At 73.7% G+C, this 18,078-nt stretch carries 19 protein-coding genes; 14 read left to right on the forward strand and 5 right to left on the reverse strand.

Annotated features, from left to right (window positions below):
- The first annotated feature begins 5 nt into the window (after positions 1 to 5).
- From ACQP1N_RS15095 to ACQP1N_RS15105, 3 genes are read left to right on the forward strand one after another with little or no spacing between them, the layout of a single operon-like run.
- Positions 6 to 866: a spermidine synthase gene (locus tag ACQP1N_RS15095; protein WP_067793783.1), complete on the forward strand. Its 861-nt coding sequence runs from the start codon at positions 6 to 8 to the stop codon at positions 864 to 866.
- Between the two features lie 32 nt (positions 867 to 898).
- The gene (locus ACQP1N_RS15100; protein WP_433231981.1) at positions 899 to 1,672 is read left to right on the forward strand and encodes an SDR family oxidoreductase; all 774 of its coding nucleotides are present in this window, start codon (positions 899 to 901) and stop codon (positions 1,670 to 1,672) included.
- Positions 1,673 to 1,732: 60 nt separating this feature from the next.
- Complete coding sequence (locus ACQP1N_RS15105; protein WP_433231984.1) at positions 1,733 to 3,733, forward strand: ATP-binding SpoIIE family protein phosphatase; 2,001 nt, start codon at positions 1,733 to 1,735, stop codon at positions 3,731 to 3,733.
- Between the two features lie 19 nt (positions 3,734 to 3,752).
- Here the strand turns inward: ACQP1N_RS15105 and ACQP1N_RS15110 are convergent, their stop codons facing one another.
- Together ACQP1N_RS15110 and ACQP1N_RS15115 are read right to left on the reverse strand one after the other, a co-directional pair.
- On the reverse strand, positions 3,753 to 4,901 hold the full coding sequence (locus ACQP1N_RS15110; protein WP_131732532.1) for a hypothetical protein: 1,149 nt from the start codon (positions 4,899 to 4,901) through the stop codon (positions 3,753 to 3,755).
- 120 nt (positions 4,902 to 5,021) lie between these two features.
- On the reverse strand, positions 5,022 to 5,861 hold the full coding sequence (locus ACQP1N_RS15115; protein WP_067793787.1) for a DUF4253 domain-containing protein: 840 nt from the start codon (positions 5,859 to 5,861) through the stop codon (positions 5,022 to 5,024).
- A gap of 269 nt (positions 5,862 to 6,130) precedes the next feature.
- Between ACQP1N_RS15115 and ACQP1N_RS15120 the strand changes: the two genes are divergently transcribed.
- Positions 6,131 to 6,586, forward strand: a complete 456-nt coding sequence (locus tag ACQP1N_RS15120; RefSeq protein ID WP_067793788.1) for an NUDIX hydrolase — start codon at positions 6,131 to 6,133, stop codon at positions 6,584 to 6,586.
- 82 nt (positions 6,587 to 6,668) lie between these two features.
- Positions 6,669 to 7,532, forward strand: a complete 864-nt coding sequence (locus ACQP1N_RS15125; protein ID WP_242608739.1) for an alpha/beta hydrolase — start codon at positions 6,669 to 6,671, stop codon at positions 7,530 to 7,532.
- Here ACQP1N_RS15125 and ACQP1N_RS15130 read toward each other — a convergent pair.
- Positions 7,522 to 8,448 carry a LysR substrate-binding domain-containing protein gene (locus ACQP1N_RS15130; RefSeq protein ID WP_067793789.1) on the reverse strand — a complete coding sequence of 309 codons (927 nt, stop codon included), beginning with the start codon at positions 8,446 to 8,448 and terminating at the stop codon, positions 7,522 to 7,524. The two genes, ACQP1N_RS15125 and ACQP1N_RS15130, sit on opposite strands and share 11 nt — an antisense overlap.
- Positions 8,449 to 8,556: 108 nt before the next feature.
- On the opposite strand from ACQP1N_RS15130, the gene ACQP1N_RS15135 reads away from it, so the two are divergent.
- The 8 genes from ACQP1N_RS15135 (at position 8,557) to ACQP1N_RS15170 (ending at position 15,256) form a co-directional block, all read left to right on the forward strand.
- Positions 8,557 to 9,993 (forward strand): 2-hydroxymuconic semialdehyde dehydrogenase, encoded by a 1,437-nt coding sequence (locus tag ACQP1N_RS15135; protein ID WP_067793790.1) that lies wholly within the window; start codon positions 8,557 to 8,559, stop codon positions 9,991 to 9,993.
- 11 nt (positions 9,994 to 10,004) lie between these two features.
- On the forward strand, positions 10,005 to 10,790 hold the full coding sequence (locus ACQP1N_RS15140; RefSeq protein WP_275938302.1) for a 2-keto-4-pentenoate hydratase: 786 nt from the start codon (positions 10,005 to 10,007) through the stop codon (positions 10,788 to 10,790).
- Entirely contained in the window at positions 10,790 to 11,533 is a 744-nt protein-coding gene (locus tag ACQP1N_RS15145) for a 2-keto-4-pentenoate hydratase (protein ID WP_433231992.1), read from the forward strand. Before ACQP1N_RS15140 ends, ACQP1N_RS15145 begins: the two co-directional genes overlap by 1 nt.
- Entirely contained in the window at positions 11,530 to 11,967 is a 438-nt protein-coding gene (locus ACQP1N_RS15150; RefSeq protein ID WP_067793791.1) for a RidA family protein, read from the forward strand. Before ACQP1N_RS15145 ends, ACQP1N_RS15150 begins: the two co-directional genes overlap by 4 nt.
- Positions 11,964 to 12,536, forward strand: a complete 573-nt coding sequence (locus ACQP1N_RS15155; protein ID WP_067793792.1) for a 3-hydroxyanthranilate 3,4-dioxygenase — start codon at positions 11,964 to 11,966, stop codon at positions 12,534 to 12,536. Before ACQP1N_RS15150 ends, ACQP1N_RS15155 begins: the two co-directional genes overlap by 4 nt.
- A gap of 10 nt (positions 12,537 to 12,546) precedes the next feature.
- Positions 12,547 to 13,584 (forward strand): amidohydrolase family protein, encoded by a 1,038-nt coding sequence (locus ACQP1N_RS15160; protein ID WP_067793848.1) that lies wholly within the window; start codon positions 12,547 to 12,549, stop codon positions 13,582 to 13,584.
- Between the two features lie 4 nt (positions 13,585 to 13,588).
- A complete protein-coding gene (kynU, locus tag ACQP1N_RS15165) occupies positions 13,589 to 14,860 on the forward strand; it encodes a kynureninase (RefSeq protein WP_067793793.1) in 1,272 nt (423 codons plus the stop codon).
- 192 nt (positions 14,861 to 15,052) lie between these two features.
- On the forward strand, positions 15,053 to 15,256 hold the full coding sequence (locus ACQP1N_RS15170) for a cold-shock protein (RefSeq protein ID WP_067639228.1): 204 nt from the start codon (positions 15,053 to 15,055) through the stop codon (positions 15,254 to 15,256).
- An 89-nt stretch (positions 15,257 to 15,345) separates the two neighbouring features.
- Here the strand turns inward: ACQP1N_RS15170 and ACQP1N_RS15175 are convergent, their stop codons facing one another.
- Together ACQP1N_RS15175 and ACQP1N_RS15180 are read right to left on the reverse strand one after the other, a co-directional pair.
- Complete coding sequence (locus tag ACQP1N_RS15175; protein ID WP_067793794.1) at positions 15,346 to 16,020, reverse strand: TetR/AcrR family transcriptional regulator; 675 nt, start codon at positions 16,018 to 16,020, stop codon at positions 15,346 to 15,348.
- Positions 16,017 to 17,279: an acyl-CoA dehydrogenase family protein gene (locus tag ACQP1N_RS15180; protein ID WP_067793795.1), complete on the reverse strand. Its 1,263-nt coding sequence runs from the start codon at positions 17,277 to 17,279 to the stop codon at positions 16,017 to 16,019. The genes ACQP1N_RS15175 and ACQP1N_RS15180 overlap by 4 nt, the downstream gene beginning before the upstream one ends.
- Positions 17,280 to 17,325: 46 nt before the next feature.
- Here ACQP1N_RS15180 and ACQP1N_RS15185 point away from each other — a divergent pair, with 46 nt between their 5' ends.
- Entirely contained in the window at positions 17,326 to 18,072 is a 747-nt protein-coding gene (locus ACQP1N_RS15185) for an SDR family oxidoreductase (protein WP_067793796.1), read from the forward strand.
- Positions 18,073 to 18,078 lie beyond the last annotated feature (6 nt).

An 18,078-nucleotide genomic window follows, 5' to 3' on the forward strand; every position in this document is an offset into this window, starting at 1 on the left:
GTGGCATGGCACGCAAGGGCAGGCACGGTCCCCGGCCGCGAACCTACGAGATCGCCGGCGGGGAGGCCGAGCTGCTGCGCGACGCCGACCGCGACGGCGGCTGGATGCTGCTCGTCGGCGGCGTGCCGCAGTCCTACGTGGACCTGTCCGACCCCACCTACCTCGACTTCGAGTACATGCGGCTGATGGGCGACGTGGTCGACTCCATCGGCCCGGACGGTGCGGCGCTCGACGCGGTCCACATCGGCGGTGCCGGATGCACGCTGGCCCGCTACATCGCCGCGACCCGGCCCGGCTCGCGGCAGATCGTCCTGGAGCCGGACGCGGAACTGGTGCGGCTCGTCCGCGAGGAACTGCCGGTCAAGGGCGTCGCGGGCCTGCGGATCCGCATCACCGACGGGCGCACGGGCATCGCGGCGCTCCCCGACGACGCCGACGACCTCGTCGTGATGGACGCGTTCGCCGAGGCGTCGATGCCGCCCGAGCTGGCGACCCGCGAGTTCGTCCTGGACGCCGCCCGGGTGCTGCGGCCGCGCGGCGTCTACCTGGTGAACGTCGCCGACGGGTTCCGGCTGCCGTTCGCGCGCCGGATGGCCGCCACCGTCCGGTCGGTGTTCCGGCACACCCTGCTGATGGGCGACCCGGGCGTGCTGCGGGGCCGCCGGTTCGGCAACCTGATCGTGGCCGCGTCGCAGGAGCCGCTGCCGGTCGCCGAGCTGACCCGCCGCGCCGCGGGCGGCATCGTGCGGGCCCGCGTCATGGACGGCGGCGACCTCGCCGCGTTCTGCGCCGGCGCCGCGCCCCTGCACGACGGCGAGGAGATCGTCGCCCCCGTCCCGCCCCCGCAGGTCTTCGGGAACCCCTGACGCAGGAGAAAATCGGCGAAGGAGAGGGACACATGATTCTCGTGACCGGGGCCGGCGGCACGCTCGGGCGGCCCGTAGCGCGGCTGCTGGCGGAGGCCGGCGCGGACGTGCACGGGCTGAGCCGCCGCGCCAGGGAGCCGGAGCCCGGCCTCACCTGGCACAAGGGCGACCTGTGGACCGGTGAGGGCGTCGACGCGGCGGTCGAGGGCGCGGAGACGATCGTGCACTGCGCCAGCGACCCGCTCCACTCCCGGCGGGACCTGCCCGCCGCCCGGCGCCTCATCGAGGCCGCGCGCCGGCAGGGCGCCCCGCACCTGATCTACATCTCGATCGTGGGCGTCGACAAGATCCCCTTCGGCTACTACCGGACGAAGCACGCGGTGGAAAGGCTCATCGAGGAGTCCGGGCTGCCGTACACGATCCTGCGGACCACCCAGTTCCACACGCTGCCGGACATGGTCTTCAACGTCCTCACCAAGATCCCCGGCGTGGCGCTGCTGCCGAAGGGGCTGCGAGACCAGCCGATCGACGTCGCCGAGGTCGCGCAGCGGCTCGCCGGGCTGGTGCTCGCCGCCGGGCCCGCGCGGCGCGTCGACGACATGGGCGGCCCGGAGGTGCTCACCGCGGAGGAGATGCTGCGCGACTACCTCAAGGCGCGTGGCCTGCGGCGGCCCGTCCGGGTGCCGCTGCCGCTTCCCGGACGGGCCGGCCGCGGGTTCCGGGAAGGCCACCACCTGACGCCGGAGCACGCCGTGGGGGAGCGGACCTGGCGGCAGTTCCTGGACGAGGCCCACGGGCACCGCTGAGGTCCGGACTCGCCCCCCGTATCGGCCGCATCGTGCCGCGCGATGACCCATAATCGAGCGATGGAGTCGTCCACACGGATTCTTATTCTCGGCATGGATTCGTCGGGGAGAATTCTGCAGTTCGACCGCAATGCCGCCGCCGTTCTCTCCCCGGATGCGGACGACCTGCTGGGCGCCTACCTGGACGAGGTGATCCCCGGCGCGCGGGACCCGCTGCTGGAGGCGCTGAAGGCCGGGCGTGAGCGCACCGCCATGCTCGCCGTGGAGAGCCCGGTGAGCGGGACGCTCGACGCGGTCGTGACCGTCCACCCGATGAACGGCGGCGTGCCCGACCTCGCGGCGCTCGCCGTCATCCGGGTGCCGGTGCCGCTCGCCGACCGGTTCGTCGACCCGGCCGTCATCCGCCGGGCACTGCTGGACGACGTCCTCCCGCGCATCGGCGCGACCCTCGACCTGGAACTGCTGGCGCGCGGCCTGATGGACGTGCTCGTCCCGCACTTCTGCAACTCGGGCGCGCTGCTGCTGGCGGAGGCCCACATCGACGCCGACGAGCCGCCGGAGCGCCCGGACGGGCCGCAGCTGCGCCGGATGGCGATCGGGTTCGACGACGAGGACCCGGCCTGGGACGCGACGTTCCCCACCGGCGAGTCGCTCGTCTACCCGCCGGAGACGCCGTACATGCAGTGCCTGGAGACCGGCGAGCCGGTGCTGCGCGCGCTCGGCGGCGGCGGCGCGGCCGAGCTCGCGGACGCCTGGCGCCGCCCGCCGGTCGCCGAGCTGCTCAAGGGCGCGTCGATGCTGTTACTCCCGATCGTGTCCTCGGCGGGCGTGCTCGGGTTCTTCGTCTGCACCCGCAACGCGGCGCACCGGCCGTTCGACGCCTACGACGTCGAGATCGGGATGGAGTTCGCCAACCGGGCGTCGATCCTGGTGGAGAGCGCCCGCCAGTACTCCAGGGAACGCGCCACCGCGCTCACCCTGCAGCGCAGCCTGCTGCCGACGGGCCTGTCGGCGCCGTCGCCGGTCGAGGTGCACCACCGCTACCTGCCGGGCAGCCGCCGCATCGAGGTCGGCGGCGACTGGTACGAGTCGATCGCGCTGCCGGGCGCCCGGGTCGCGCTGGTGGTCGGGGACGTCGCCGGGCACGGGGTGAAGGCCGCCGTCACGATGGGGCGGCTCCGCACCGCCATCCACACCCTCGCCGGGCTGGAGCTGCCGCCCGCCGAGGCCCTCGAACGGCTCGACTCGCTGATGCGGACCCTCGGCGAACGCGAACCGCACTTCGCCACCTGCGCCTACGTCGTCTACGACGCGGTCAGCGGCCGGTGCGAGGTCGCGAGCGCCGGGCACCTGCCGCCGCTGCTGGCCCCGCCCGGCGCGGAGCCGCAGTACCTGCCGGTGCCGCCCGCGCCGCCGCTCGGCGTCGGCGGCGACGGCCCGATCGTGACCCGCGAGTTCACCGTCGAGGACGGGACGCTGCTGTTCCTCTACACCGACGGGCTGGTGGAGAACCGGGCCCGCGACATCGACGACGGGCTGGCCCGGCTGCTCGCCACGTTCGGCCCCGGCGCCGCCGCCCGTCCGCTGGAGGAGCTGTGCCAGGCGGCGCTCGACGGCGTCTACGACGACCAGCACCGCGACGACATCGCGATGCTGGTGGCGCGGCTGGCGCGCATCCCGGCCGACCATCACGCCGCCTGGGAGCTGCCCGCCGACCCCGCCGCCGTCCGCCGGGCGCGCGGCCTCGTCCGGGACCGGCTCGCCCGCTGGGACCTGGACGAGCTGACCCACTCCACGATGCTGCTGGTGTCCGAGCTGGTCACCAACGCGATCCGGCACGCGGGCGGGCGCGTCACGCTGCGGCTGGTGCGGGAGGGCGGCCTGGTCTGCGAGGTCTTCGACTCCTCGGACGGGCGTCCCCGCATCCGCATGCACGACGATGAGGACGAGGCGCTCATCTCGGGACGTGGCCTGCACGTCGTGGGACGTCTCGCGCGACGCTGGGGCGTGCGCCGCGCCACCGGCGGCAAGGTCGTCTGGTGCGAGCAGGAGCTGCCCTGACCGCGTCCCGGCGGGCGGCCTAGCGCAGCACCGAGATGTGCACGTGGTCGTAGTGGTTCTGGGTGAGGCCGCCGCGGTCCTCCATCGGCCGCCAGCCGCCGCCCCGCACGTTCCAGATGTGCTGCTTCCAGATGACGTAGGAGATCCCGAGCCGCCGCGCGTTCGCGACCGCGTACCGGGCGACCTGGTCGCCGTGCCGCTGGGCGCCGGCGCTCGGCATCCGCCCGCCGGTGCTCTCCATGAAGTCGCAGGCGCGGCCTTCGCCGTGGTCCTGCGGGTCGCCGGTGGAGCGGTGGCAGCCGATCACGGGGAACGGGCCGAACACGCCGGCGATCTCCAGCAGGACGGTCCGCATCGTGGGCGTCATCATGTTGCCGGTGATGGGGGACCGGTCGCCCGCCGCCCCGTCCGGCCGCCCGGTCACCCGCGGGCGGCCCGTGCCCTTCGCCGGCGTGCCGGAGGTCCGGGACGGCGTCAGCGCCGCCACCTTCGTCCCGCGCGGGAGGATCTTCTTCAGCCGTTTCGCCAGCTTCCCGTGGTCGGCCTTCGGGGCGCTGATGAGGAGCCCGTTCCCGGCCGGCAGGCCCAGCGTGCGGGCCTGGGCGCGGGACACGACCGCGTCGACCTCGCCGATGCCCATCGAGGCGTAGGCGCCGACGCGGACCTTGCCGGGGCCGGTGCTGCGTCCCGCCGGGACGACCGCGCCGAGGGGCAGCGCCCCGCCCCGGCCCTGCTCGAACGAGACGGCCAGCCCGCCGGACGCGACCGTCTGCCACAGCCGGTCGGACTCGGCGGTCGCCGCGGGGGCGAACGCCCGGAACGTGGACGGGTCGACGCCGAGCAGGCCCATGCGGCGTCCGCCGACCCTGGCCTGCGCGGCGTCCACGACCGTGAGACCGGCGACGCCCTTCAGCCGCCGCGTCCGCTCGACCGCGGCGGGCGGCAGCGGGGACGTCCCGGCGACCAGCAGGTGCGGCGTGTAGCGGCGGGTCAGCGGCGCGACGGCCGGTGCCCCCGGCGCGGCGGCCCGGTCCACCGACACGAGGTTCCCCGCCCTGGACGGCCTTCCGCCCACCCGGCCGGAGACGATCGCGGTGATGTCGGCGGCCAGCGTGAGGCCGATCGCCGCCGCGATGCCCCCGGAGAGCGCCCGTCCGCTGCGCCGCATGCGTCTCCGATCCCTCGCCGTTCTCCGCCGCATCGTAGGGGAGCGCGCCGCGACCTGGAATCAGGGTCCGCCTCGCGCGGCGCAAGACGCCCGGTGCGCCGGCCGAGCGTCAGCCGTGCGTCAGTCCCACCAGAACGACCAGTAGGTCTTCCCGCGGATCTCCTCGGCGTACCCGGCGAGGGTGCCGGGCCCCTGGAACAGGATGTCGGGGCAGAACGTCCAGTGCTCGGCCGCGACGTGGACGGCGTGCCGGGTCGTGACCGGCGGGGCGGCGACGCTCAGCTCCAGCGTGTTGAAGCCGAGCGCGACGACGCGGGCGCCGAACCGGTCCTCCCAGGAGCGCAGGACGGCCGACAGCGGCGCCGTCCACTCGTTGTGGTTGAGGGCGCCCTGCCAGCCGACGGCGGCGAGCGCGTCGGCGCCCCGGTCCACCGCGGCGAGAGCCAGCGGCAGGCCGCGCGCGGCGAGGACGCGGGCGTAGCGGTCGGCCATCGTGCCGGGATCGTCCAGCGGGAGGCCGGCGGGCGCGGGGCCGGGGCAGTGCCGGCCGTAGGGGGCGAGGTCGTCGAGGTCGTCGTCGGCCGCCTGCTCGGCGAAGTCGGCCCACACCTCGTACATGAACGCGTGGGGATGGTAGTTGGCGACCTCGCCCACCGGCTCGGGCGCGATCTGGCCGGCCGCCCAGGGCTGGTCGGTCTCGTCCATCAGCAGCGGCCAGAGTCCCGACCGGGGGTGGTCGGCGCGGAGCGCGGCCCACAGGTCTCCGCGGACGGGGTCGTCGCTGAGCCAGAACGCGGGCCGCAGCAGCGGGCGCCGCTGCGGGTAGCCGGGGTCGGGCCAGACGAGATCCCCGTCGGGCAGCGGCACCGACAGCGTCCGCCCGGCGTCGTCGCCCCCGACGCCGTCGTCGAACAGCTGCGGCAGGTCGCCCGGCAGGTGCCGGACCTCCACATCATCCATTTCACGCCGTTCCGATACAGAGCATGCCAGTGGCGATCGTAACGGCGGTGAGGCCGCCAGGGGGACGGCCTCGTGCGGTTCGGCCGTCCCGGGCGGCCCGGATGGGGTACGGTCCGACGCGACCCGCCCTGACCATCAGGTGCGGGACGAGGGCGGCCGGAGGGGAGAAACGATGCCCGGAACGGACCCTGCCGTGCGGCTCATGATCGAAGGGCCCGCCACGCCGCTGGACGCCGGCGTGTCCCCGCGGCGGCGGCCCGCCTGAACGCGTGAGGGTCCGCCGCGCCGTCCGTGCCCTCCTCCTGGACGGTGACGCCCTGGTCCTGTTCCGCCGCACCCGCCCTGACCGGCCCGTCTACTGGACGACACCGGGCGGCAAGATCGAACCCGCCGACGCGTCCCCCGAAGCCGCACTGCGCCGCGAACTGGACGAGGAACTCGGCGCGACCGCGGGCCCCGTCCGCCAGGTGTTCGCGTGCGCGGAGCAGTCACCCGAACTGTGCCGTCTCAACACCTTCTACGTGTGCCGCCTGCTCACCATGGACCTGTCCCGCCGCCACGGCCCGGAGTTCGACGACCCCGCCAACGGACGCTACGACGTCGACCTCGTCCCCTGCGCGCCCGCCGACCTGGCGTCGATCAACCTGATCCCCGGACTCCTCGCCGCCTACCTGGCGGACCACGCCGCCGACCTCGCCGCCCTCGTCCCGGGGGCGCGCCCGTAGGCGGGACGCATAGCGGGGTGGTGATAGGTGGGGGGCGGATCGGTATTTGATCGGGGGCCGGGGGCGGGGAAGGGTGGGGGGAGTGAGCGATCTGGGCGACTGGCCGGGCAGCGAGCTGAGCGACGAGGAACTGGACACCGCCTACAACGTGCGGCGGAAGGCCGGAGAGGAGCTCTTCGCGCGGCACATGGCGCGGTACCGGGAGATGTCGGAGCGGGCCGTGGAGGGGCTGCCCGGGCATCCGGGGATCGTCTACGACGAGGCCGGCGGGGAGCGGCTCGACGTGTGGGGGGTGGGGGACGGGCCGCGGCCGGTGTTCGTCTTCCTGCACGGCGGGTACTGGATGGCGCTCTCGCGGGACGTCTCCTCGTTCATGGCACGGGCCCTGCATGAGCGGGGTGTCGCGACCGTCGTCCCCGACTACACGCTGGCGCCCAAGGCGTCGCTGGAGGAGATCGTCCGGCAGGTCCGGGCGGCCGTGGCGTGGGTGTACCGGCGGGGGCGCGAGTTCGGGCTCGACCCGGAGCGGATCGTGGTGGGCGGCAGTTCGGCGGGCGGGCATCTGGCCGGCATGACCATGGTCGGCGGGTGGCAGGAGCCGCTCGGGCTTCCGGAGGACGTCGTCAAGGCCGCGATGCCGTTCAGCGGGCTCTTCGACATCCGGCCCGTCACCCGCATCTACGTCAACGAGTACGTGCGGCTGGACCTGGAGCGGGCCGCGGCGCTGAGCCCGGCGTTGCTGCCGGCCGGGTATCGGTGCCCGGCCGTCTTCGTGGCCGGGGAGAGCGACGGGGACGGGTTCCTGGCGCAGTCGCGCATGTTCCAGCCGCGGTGGGGTGGCGAGCTGATGATCGTGCCGGGGCGGGACCACTTCGCTGTCGTGCTCGACCTGGCCGATCCGGGGTCGCGGGTGAGCGCGGCGCTGATGGATCTGATCAGCCGGTGAGTTCGGCGGCCTCGCGGCGCAGGTGGTCGAGCATCAGCCGGGCGGACGGGGTCGGGGCGCGGTGCGCGGGGAGCGTCACGCCCACCTGGCGGCGGACGGCCTCCAGCGGGACCGGCAGGGGCGCTATGCCGGCGTCGGTGCGGGCGACGAGTTCGGGGAGCGCGGCGATCATGTCGGTGTCGCGGACGAGGGTGCGGACGGTCAGCACCGAGGTGCACTCCACCAGGTTCCCGGGGAGGGCGAGGCCCTCGGCGCGGAAGAGCTGCACCAGTTCGGTGCGCAGTGCGGTCCGCTCCAGGGGGAGCACCCACGGGTAGGCGAGCAGGTCGGCCAGGCCGAGGTCGGGGAGGGCGCGGGCCGGGTGGCCGTTGCGGGCCACCAGCCGGACGGGTTCGCCGTACAGGGTGATCTGGCGGAGGCCGCGCAGGTCGTCGATCGGGTTGAGGCGGCCGAGGATCAGGTCGATCTCGCCGTCCAGCAACCGGGGCACCTGCGCGTCGAACGTGGCCTCCTGGACGATCACCGTGATGCCCGGACGGTCCCTCTTCAGCGCGGCGATCGCGCGGGGCAGCAGCACGTTCGAGCCCGCGAGGAGCGTGCCGATCGTGACGGTGCCGACCTCGCCGTCCGCCAGGCCGGTGATGCGTTCCCCGGCGCGGCGGAGCTCGGCCAGGGCGGCGCGGGCGTGCTCGATGAACGCGTCCCCGAACATGGTGGGCGTCACGCCGCGCGGGCCGCGCGTGAACAGGTCGACGCCGAGGATGGCCTCCACTTCGCGCAGGCTGCGGGTGACGGCGGGCTGTGCCAGGTGCAGGTGCTCGGCGGCGCGCAGGACGCTGCCGTGGTCGGCGATGGCGACGACGAGCACCAGGTGCCGGAGCTTCAGCCGCCCGTTGAGGAGGTCGATCGCGCGCATGCCGCCTTACTATCACGATTTCGTGATAGCTCACTGGATGATTGGTATTTGCCAGGCATAGCTCGCGGGGCAGAGGATCGAAGACGTCGAGCCGCGCGGGAGGAACAGATGAAGGCCGAGCACTACGTCGCCGGAGTCTTCCGTTCGGACGGTCCGGCCTTCCCGCTCGTCGCGCCCGTGGACGGTACCGAGCTGGGCACCGTTCCCGAGGCCACGCGGGAGGTCGTGGACGATGCCGTGGCAGCGGCACGGGCCGCGCTGAAGGGCGGCTGGGGCGCGATGGGCGCCGAGGAGCGGGCCGCCGCGCTGCGGCGCGTCGCGGACGGGATCGAGGCCCGCTTCGAGGAGTTCGTCGACGCCGAGGTCGCCGACACCGGCAGGCCCCGGGAGTTCGCCGAGACCGTCGACGTCCCGCGTGCGGCCGGGAACTTCCGCGCCTACGCCGACCTGCTGTACGGCCGGCCCGAACGCGCCTACACGACGCGGGTCCCGGGGTGGAGTTCGGGGACCGGGGAGGCGCTCAACTACACGGTGCGCCGGCCGCTCGGCGTGGTGGCGGTCATCTCGCCGTGGAACCTTCCGCTGCTGCTGTCGACCTGGAAGATCGCCCCCGCGCTCGCGTGCGGTAACACGGTCGTCCTCAAGCCGTCGGAGGAGACGCCGTCCACCGCGACGCTGCTCGCCCGGGTCATCGACGAGGCGGGCCTGCCCGGCGGCGTGTTCAACCTGGTGCACGGGCACGGCGCGGGCGCGGCGGGCGAGTTCCTCACCGGGCACGGGGACGTGGACGCGATCGCGTTCACCGGCGAGTCCGCCACCGGCGCCGCGATCATGCGCAACGCCGCCGGCCACGTCACGCCGGTCTCGTTCGAGCTGGGCGGCAAGAACCCCGCGCTGGTCTTCGCCGACGCCGACCTCGGCGCCGCCGTGGACGGGACGGTCCGCTCGTCCTTCACCCATTCCGGCCAGATCTGCCTGTGCACCGAACGCGTCTACGTCGAGCGGCCCGTCTTCGAGGAGTTCGTCCGGGAACTGGCGGCCCGCGCGAAGGCGCTCGGCGGCTACGGTCCGATGATCTCGGCCGAGCACCGCGACAAGGTCCTGTCCTACTACCGGCTCGCCAGGCGGGAGGGCGCCACGGTCGTCGCGGGCGGCGGCACGCCGGCGTTCGGCGACGAGCGCGACAACGGCTTCTACGTCGAGCCCACCGTCCTCACCGGCCTGCCCGAGACGGCCCGCACGGTGCGGGAGGAGATCTTCGGGCCCGTCTGCCACGTCGCCCCGTTCGACACCGAGGACGAGGCACTGGAACTCGCCAACGACAGCCCCTACGGCCTGGCCGCCACCCTCTGGACGGGGGACCTGTCGAGGGCCCACCGGGTTGCGCCGCGGATCGAAACGGGAATCGTCTGGGTGAACTGCTGGAACCTGCGCGATCTGCGCACCCCGTTCGGCGGTGTCAAGGCGTCCGGGATCGGAAGGGAGGGGGGAGAGTACTCCCTGGATTTCTTCTCCGAACCCGTCAACGTCTGCATCCGCATCTGAAAGCGAGCCCAGTGACCACCCACATCGATGCCGCCGCCGAAAGACTGCTCGGCGCCTACGCGACCGGCACGCCGTGCGCGCCCGTCCGCGACCTGATCACCACCGTGGACGACGCCTACGCCGTCCAGGACACGATCACCGAGCGCCGGCTGGGGGAGGGCCGCCGCCTCGCCGGACGCAAGATCGGGCTGACATCGCGGGCCGTTCAGCGGCAGATCGGCGTGGACAGCCCCGACTTCGGCATGCTGTTCGCCGACATGGCCGTCCCGGACGGGGAGGAGATCCCCGCCGGCGCCGTCCTGCAGCCGCGCGCCGAGGCCGAGGTCGCGCTCGTGCTGGAGCACGACCTGACCCACGAGCGGCACACGGTCGCCGACGTCATCCGCGCCACCGCGTTCGCGCTGCCCGCCATCGAGGTGGTCGGCAGCCGCGTCCGCGACTGGGACATCACGCTCGCCGACACCGTCGCCGACAACGCCTCCTCCGGCATGTACGCGCTGGGCAACCGGCCCGTCCCGCTGAAGGACGTGGACCTGCGCCTGTGCGGGATGGTCATGGAGCGGCGCGGCGAGCAGGTCTCCACCGGCAACGGCGCCGCCTGCCTCGGCCATCCGCTGAACGCGGCGCTGTGGCTCGCCGACACGATGGTCCGCGTCGGCCGCCCGCTGCGCGCCGGCGACACCGTGCTGACCGGCGCCCTCGGCCCGGTCGTCCCGGCCGCGCCCGGCGAGGTGTTCGAGGCCCGCATCGACGGGCTCGGCGATGTCCGCGTCGCGTTCGGCAAGGAGGACTCCTGATGGTGGACGTGCACGCTCTCGCGGCGACGCTGGACGAGGCCGCCCGGGACGTCCGGGCCATCCCCCCGCTCACCGGCGCGATGCCGCTGGACCTGGCCGCCGCCTACGCGGTGCAGCGCGCCGGGATCGAACTGCGGCGCCGCCGGGGCGAACGCCTCGCCGGGGTGAAGATGGGCTTCACCAGCCGCGCCAAGATGGCGCAGATGGGCGTCGGCGACGTCATCTGGGGCCTGCTCACCGACGGGATGCTGGCCGGGCCGTCGGTGGACGTGTCGCGCCTCATCCATCCGCGCATCGAACCCGAGATCGCCTACCTGATCGGGCGGGAGGTCCGGTCGGCCACCGAGGTCGAGTCGGCCGTGACCGGTGTCGCGGTCGGGTTCGAGGTGCTCGACTCCCGCTACCGGGACTTCAGGTTCACCCTTCCCGACGTGATCGCCGACAACGCCTCGGCGGCCCGGTTCGGATTCGGCGCCTGGCACCGGCCCCGGGACGTGTCGAACATCGGGCTGCTGCTGGAGATCGACGGGCGGCCCGTCCAGACGGGCTCGTCCGCCGCGATCCTCGGTGACCCGGCGCGCTCGCTGCGGGCGGCGGCGCGGCTCGCGCTCGGCGCCGGGATGGCACTCGAACCCGGCTGGATCGTCCTCGCGGGCGCGGCGACGGCGGCCGTCCCGCTGCCGGAGGGCGCGCACGTCCGCGTCACCGGCGCCGGCCTCGGCGGCGTCGAGGTGACGACGTGACGGGCGAGGCGTTCCTGGTCGCGGGCAAGGCCAGGCCGAGAGGACGGTTCCCGCACCTCAAGCGGGCCGGTGACCTGGTGTTCGTGTCCGGGACGAGTTCACGCCGCCCGGACGGGACGTTCGCCGGGGCGAGCGCCGACCCGATGGGCGTCACCGACCTCGACATCCGCGCGCAGACCCGCGCCGTCATCGAGAACATCCGCGATCTTCTCGCCGCCGCCGGCGGAGACCTGTCCGACATCGTCAACGTCACCGCCTACCTGGTGAGCATGAACGACTTCGGCGGCTACAACGAGGTCTACGGGGAGTACTTCGACGAGACCGGCCCGGCCCGCACGACCGTCGCCGTCCACCAGCTTCCGCACCCGCATCTGCTCATCGAGATCTCGTGCGTCGCCCACATCCCCCGGACCGGTGAGGAGGCCGGAGCATGACCCTGCCGCAACTGTCCTACGGACGGCCGTTCAACTTCGAGTCCTGGATCGACGAGCACCGCGACCTGCTGAAGCCGCCGGTCGGCAACGTCCAGGTGTTCGACGAGGCCGGGCTGATCATCATGGTGGTCGGCGGCCCCAACCAGCGCACCGACTTCCACGACGACCCGACCGAGGAGTTCTTCTACCAGCTCAAGGGCAACATGGTGCTGCGCGTCATGGAGGAGGAGGGCCGCCCGCCGGTCGACGTGCAGATCAACGAGGGCGACGTCTTCCTGCTGCCGCCGCACGTCCGGCACTCGCCGCAACGGCCCGAGGCCGGCTCGATCGGCCTGGTCGTGGAGATCCCGCGGCCGGAGGGGCGCACGGAGGCGTTCGAGTGGTACTGCCCCGAGTGCCACCACCTCGTCCACCGCGCCGAACTCCAGGTGCGCTCGATCGTGGACGACCTGCCGCCCGCCTTCGAGGGCTTCTACGGCGGCGACCGCAAGTGCCCGAACTGCGGCGCCGTCCACCCGGGCAGGACGTGGCCGCGGGCCATGACGCCGACCACGGCTCCCCGTGCCTGACGGGGGCGCCGTGACCGTCATCGACGTCCACGCCCACGTCTTCCCGCGGCTCACCCGCGCGGAGGCCCGCGTGCTCGCCGGCGGGGGGCAGCCGTGGCTGCGCGTCGACGGCGGCGGCACCGGCATGATGATGCGCGGGGACGAGGAGTACCGGCCGGTCGGCGAGGCATTGTGGGACCCGGCGCGCCGGCTCGCCGACATGGACGCCGCGGGCGTGGACGTCCAGGCCGTCTCCTCCACCCCGCTGATGTTCGGGTACGCCGCCGAGCCGTCCCGCGCCGCCGACTGGTGCGAACTGGTGAACGAGCGCATCCTCGCCTTCTGCGCCGCCGCCCCCGGCCGGCTGCTGCCGCTCTGCCAGGTCCCGCTGCAGGACCCGGCGCTCGCCCGCGAGGTCGCGACGCGGGCGGCTGCGGCCGGGCACCGCGGTGTCCACATCGGCAACCACGTCGGCGACCGCAACCTCGACGACGAGGGGATCACCGCGTTCCTCGCGCACTGCGCCACGATCGGCCTGCCGGTCCTGGTGCACCCGTGGGACATGCTCGGCGCCGACCGGATGCGCGGCCACATGCTGCCGTGGCTGGCCGGGATGCCCGCCGAGACCCAGCTGAGCATCCTCGGGCTGATGCTGTCCGGCGCGTTCGAACGCATCCCCGAGTCGCTGCGGCTGTGCTTCTGCCACGGCGGCGGCAGCTTCGCGTTCCTGCTCGGACGGGCCGACAACGCCTGGCACCGCCGCGACATCGTCCGCGCCGACTCGCCGCGCCCGCCCTCGGAGTACCTCGACCGGTTCCACGTCGACTCCGCCGTGTTCGACCCGCGCGCGCTCCGGCTGCTCGTAGACGTGATGGGTTCCGGACGCGTCATGCTCGGCACCGACTACCCGTTCCCGCTCGGTGAGAAGGAGCCGGGCGCGACGATCCGGGCGTGCCCCGGGCTGGACGACGCCGACCGCGCCCGGCTGCTCGGCGGCAACGCGGAGGCGTTCTTCGCGCCCGCCCGGGAACCCGCGCCCGTGCACGATCTGGTGACCACCGAAGGATGACTCAGTGAACGTGAAAGACCCGGCGGGCCTGGAAGAGGAGGCGCGGCGGCTCGATGAGACCGACCCGCTGCCCACCCTGCGCGGCGAGTTCCTCATCCCGCCCGCGCCCGGCGGAGCCCACCCGGAGGCGGCGTACTTCGCCGGCAACTCCCTCGGGCTCCAGCCGCGGAGCGTCGCCGGACGGCTCCGCGAGGAACTGGACGACTGGGCGCGGCTCGCCGTCGAGGCGCACACGCGGGGCCGCCGCCCGTGGTTCGGCTACCACGAGCTGCTCCGCGAGCCCGCGGCGCGGCTCGTCGGCGCGCGCCCGCACGAGGTCGTCGCCATGAACTCGCTCACGGTCGACCTGCACCTGATGATGGCGAGCTTCTACCGGCCCGCCGGGACGCGCACCCGCATCCTCATCGAGGACACGGCGTTCCCGTCCGACGCGTACGCGGTCGCGAGCCAGGCCGTCCACCACGGGCTCGACCCCGCCGCGACGGTCGTGCGGCTGAAGCCCCGCCCCGGCGAGAACATCCTGCGCACCGAGGACGTCCTCGGCCACCTCGAACGCGAGGGCGACACGGTCGCGCTCGTCATGCTGGGCGGCGTCAACTACCTGACCGGGCAGCTCATGGACATGCCCGCGATCACCAAGGCGGGCCGCGCCGCCGGGGCCGTCGTCGGCTGGGACCTCGCGCACGCCGCCGGGAACGTCCCGCTCCGCCTGCACGACTGGGACGTGGACTTCGCCGCCTGGTGCACCTACAAGTACCTGAACTCCGGGCCGGGCGCGGTCGCCGGCTGCTTCGTGCACGAGCGGCACGTCCGGGACGCCTCCGTGCCGAGGCTGTCGGGCTGGTGGGGGACCGAGCCGTCGGTCCGGTTCCGGATGGACCCCGACATCGCGCCGCCCGCGTCCGCCGACGCCTGGCAGCTGTCCAACCCGCCGATCCTCGCGCTGGCGCCCGTCCTGGCGTCCCTGGAGATCTTCGACCGGGTCGGGATGGACGCGCTGCGCGCCAAGAGCCTGCGCCTCACCGGCTACCTGGCGTCCCGGCTCGCCCCCCGCGCCCGGCTGGAGATCATCACCCCGGCCGATCCGGCGGCGCGCGGCACCCAGCTGTCGCTGCGGGTCGCGGACGCGGGCGGGCTCGTCCGCCGGCTCGCCGACACGCGCGGAGTGATCGCCGACGCCCGTGAACCCGACATTGTGCGGCTCGCGCCCGCCCCGCTGTACTGCACGTTCCACGACTGCCACCGCGCCGCCGAGGCTCTCGCCGATCTTGTTTAGGTGTGTCGGTGGGCGAGCCGGGCCCGCATCGGGTAGGTTCGGACATGTTGCACGATGGCGTCGGCCCGGCCGGCCGGTCGCCAGGCAGTCTCGAAGCGTTTTCCCCGGGTGACCGGCGGGCGTGAGATGAGTCCGCTTGCAGCCCGGTCCGCCGCCCGGCGGCCGGTGACGTCCACCCGAAAGGGGAACATCATGGCCGAAGGCACCGTGAAGTGGTTCAACGCCGAAAAGGGCTTCGGGTTCATCGCGCCCGACGGTGGTGGCCCCGACGTGTTCGTCCACTACTCGGCGATCACCACCAACGGGTACCGCAGCCTGGACGAGAACCAGCGCGTCGGCTTCGAGATCACGCAGGGCCAGAAGGGCCCGCAGGCCGAGGGCGTCTACCCGCTCTAGGTCTCACCTGAAGCCCGCTCTAGGTCTCACCTGAAGCGCAGCGAAGGCCGGGGACGCCCGTCGTCCCCGGCCTTACGCGTCCCCGCAGTTCACCCGGCCGGGGCCTTCGGCAGGCGTTCGCCCGAGCGGAGCCGGTCCAGGCCGAGCCAGATGAACTCCACGGCCATCTGCTCGGCGCGCTCGCGCGGCGTGTCGGGATGCTCCAGCCACCACGACACCATCGACAGCATCGACCCGTACATCAGCGGGACGAGCAGCCGCGCGCGCCGCTCGTTGACCTCCAGCGCGGCGGCCGACAGCGCCGGGTCGGCCCGGCGGCGGTGCAGCAGCAGGTCGGCGAACGCGGTGCCGAGCCGGTCGCGCAGCTCCCGCAGTTCCAACCCGACCTCCGGCTTGTCGAGATGCCGGACGACCAGCGCCCACGCGTCCGGCTCCTCGGTGGCGTAGTCGAACAGCACCCGGATCATCGCCCGGATGCCGTCCGCCGAGCCGTGCGCGGCGAGCACCGCCGTGTTCAGCCGGGCCGTGAGCTCGCCGACGATCGTCTCGGTGATCTCGGCGAACAGCTCCTCCTTGGACGCGAAGTGCTGGTACAGCAGCGCCTTGGACACCCGCGCCGCCGCCGCCACATGCTCCATCTGCGTCAGGTGGTAGCCGCGCCGGCCGAACTCCTCCAGCGCCACCTGGAGCAACTGCTCGCGGCGCCGGGCGTGGGGCATCCGCCGCCGCGCGCCCGGCGCGGCCTCCCCCGTGCCGCCGGTCATTTGCCGAGGTACCGGCCCAGCTCGGCGCGGGCGACGGAGCGCACGTGCACCTCGTCCGGGCCGTCCGCGAGGCGCAGCGTGCGCAGGCCCGCCCACATCTCGGCCAGCGGGGTGTCGTCGCTGACCCCGGCGCCGCCGTGCACCTGGATCGCGCGGTCCACGACCTCCAGCGCGACGCGCGGCGCGATCACCTTGATCGCCGCGACCTCGGTCCTGGCCGCCCGCACGCCGTGCTCGTCGATCATCCAGGCCGCCTTGAGGGTGAGCAGCCGGGCCTGCTCGATCGCCATCCGCGACTCGGCGATCTGCTGCCGGACGACGCCCTGCTTGGCCAGCGGCCCGCCGAACGCCACCCGGGACACCGCGCGCTCGCACATCAGCTCCAGCGCCCGCTCCGCCATCCCGAGCGCGCGCATGCAGTGGTGGATGCGGCCGGGCCCGAGCCGGGCCTGAGCGATCGCGAAGCCGCCGCCCTCCTCGCCGATGAGGTTCTCCACCGGGACGCGGACGTCGGTGAACGTGATCTCGCAGTGGCCGTGCTGGTCCTGGTAGCCGAACACGGGCAGCGACCGGAGGACCTCCACGCCGGGCGTGTCGATCGGCACCAGCACCATCGACTGCTGCCGGTACGGGTGCCCGTCCGGGTCGGTCGTGTTTTCTCCGACCCCCTGACGGGGGCCCGCCCCCAGCCTCCCCATCACGATCATGATCTTGCAGCGGGGGTCGGCCGCGCCGCTCGTCCACCACTTGCGGCCGTTGATGACGTAGTGGTCGCCGTCCCGCTCGATGCGGGTGGAGATGTTGGTGGCGTCCGAGCTGGCGACGGCCGGCTCCGTCATCGCGAACCCGCTGCGCATCTCGCCGTTCAGCAGCGGCTTGAGCCACCGCTCCTTCTGCTCGGGCGTGCCGAACAGGTGCAGCACCTCCATGTTGCCGGTGTCGGGCGCCGCGCAGTTGGTGGCCTCGGGCGCCAGGTGGGGGGAGCGTCCCGTCAGCTCGGCGAGGGACGCGTAGTCGGTGACGGTGAGGCCGTGCGCCGGGTCCTCGGCGTCGGGGAGGAACAGGTTCCAGAGGCCGCGCTTGCGCGCCTCCACCTTGAGGTCCTCGACGACCTGGGGGACGTGGTGCTCGCGGCCCGCCGCGCGCAGCTCCGCCCGCTGGGCCGCGTAGACCGGCTCGGCGGGGTAGACGTGGGTGTCCATGAATTCCTGGAGGCGGCCGAGGTACTCCCGGGCCCGCTCGCTCAAACCGAAGTCCATTCCGCTAGAGTAACTGACGAGTCAGTTACTTCGGGAGGGAGCCCCCATGACGGCCTTCGACGGCACCGGCAAGGTCGCGCTGATCACGGGCGGATCCAACGGCATCGGGGCCGCGGTGGCGCGCCGGCTGGCCCGCGCGGGCACCCGGGTCGTCCTCGCCGACGTCGACGTGGACGCCGGCACCGAACTCGCGAAGCGGCTGGACGGGGTGTTCGTCCGCTGCGACGTCCGCGAGCCCGCCGACAGCGAGGCCGCCGTCGCCGCCGCCGTCGAGCACTTCGGCGGCCTGGACGTCGTGTTCCTCAACGCCGGCGTCGCCGGCGGCGGGGGAGTGGGGGACGACTTCGACCTCGCCGCATACCGGCGTGCCATGGGCATCAACTTCGACGGCGTCGTGTTCGGCGCACACGCCGCGCTGCCCGCGCTGCGCGCCCGCGGCGGCGGCGACATCATCGCCACCGCCAGCATGGCGGGGCTCACCGCCACGCCGTTCGACCCCATCTACGGCGCCAACAAGGCGGCCGTCGTCGCACTCGTCCGCGCCCTCGGCCCCGCCTTCGCGGGGGAGGGCATCCGGGTGAACGCCCTGTGCCCCTCATTCGCCGACACCGACATCCTCATCCCGTTGAAGGGGCATCTTCAGGAGACCGGCTTCCCGATCCTGAACCTGGACGACGTCGTCGAGGCGTTCATGCGGATTCTGGGCGCCGACGGCGTGGGCGAGGCGTGGTACGTGGTGCCGGGCCGCCCCGCCGAGCCGTTCACGTTCCGTGGCGTCCCAGGGCCCCGCTGAACGTCC

Source organism: Actinomadura formosensis, assembly GCF_050948385.1.
GTDB lineage: Bacteria > Actinomycetota > Actinomycetes > Streptosporangiales > Streptosporangiaceae > Spirillospora > Spirillospora formosensis.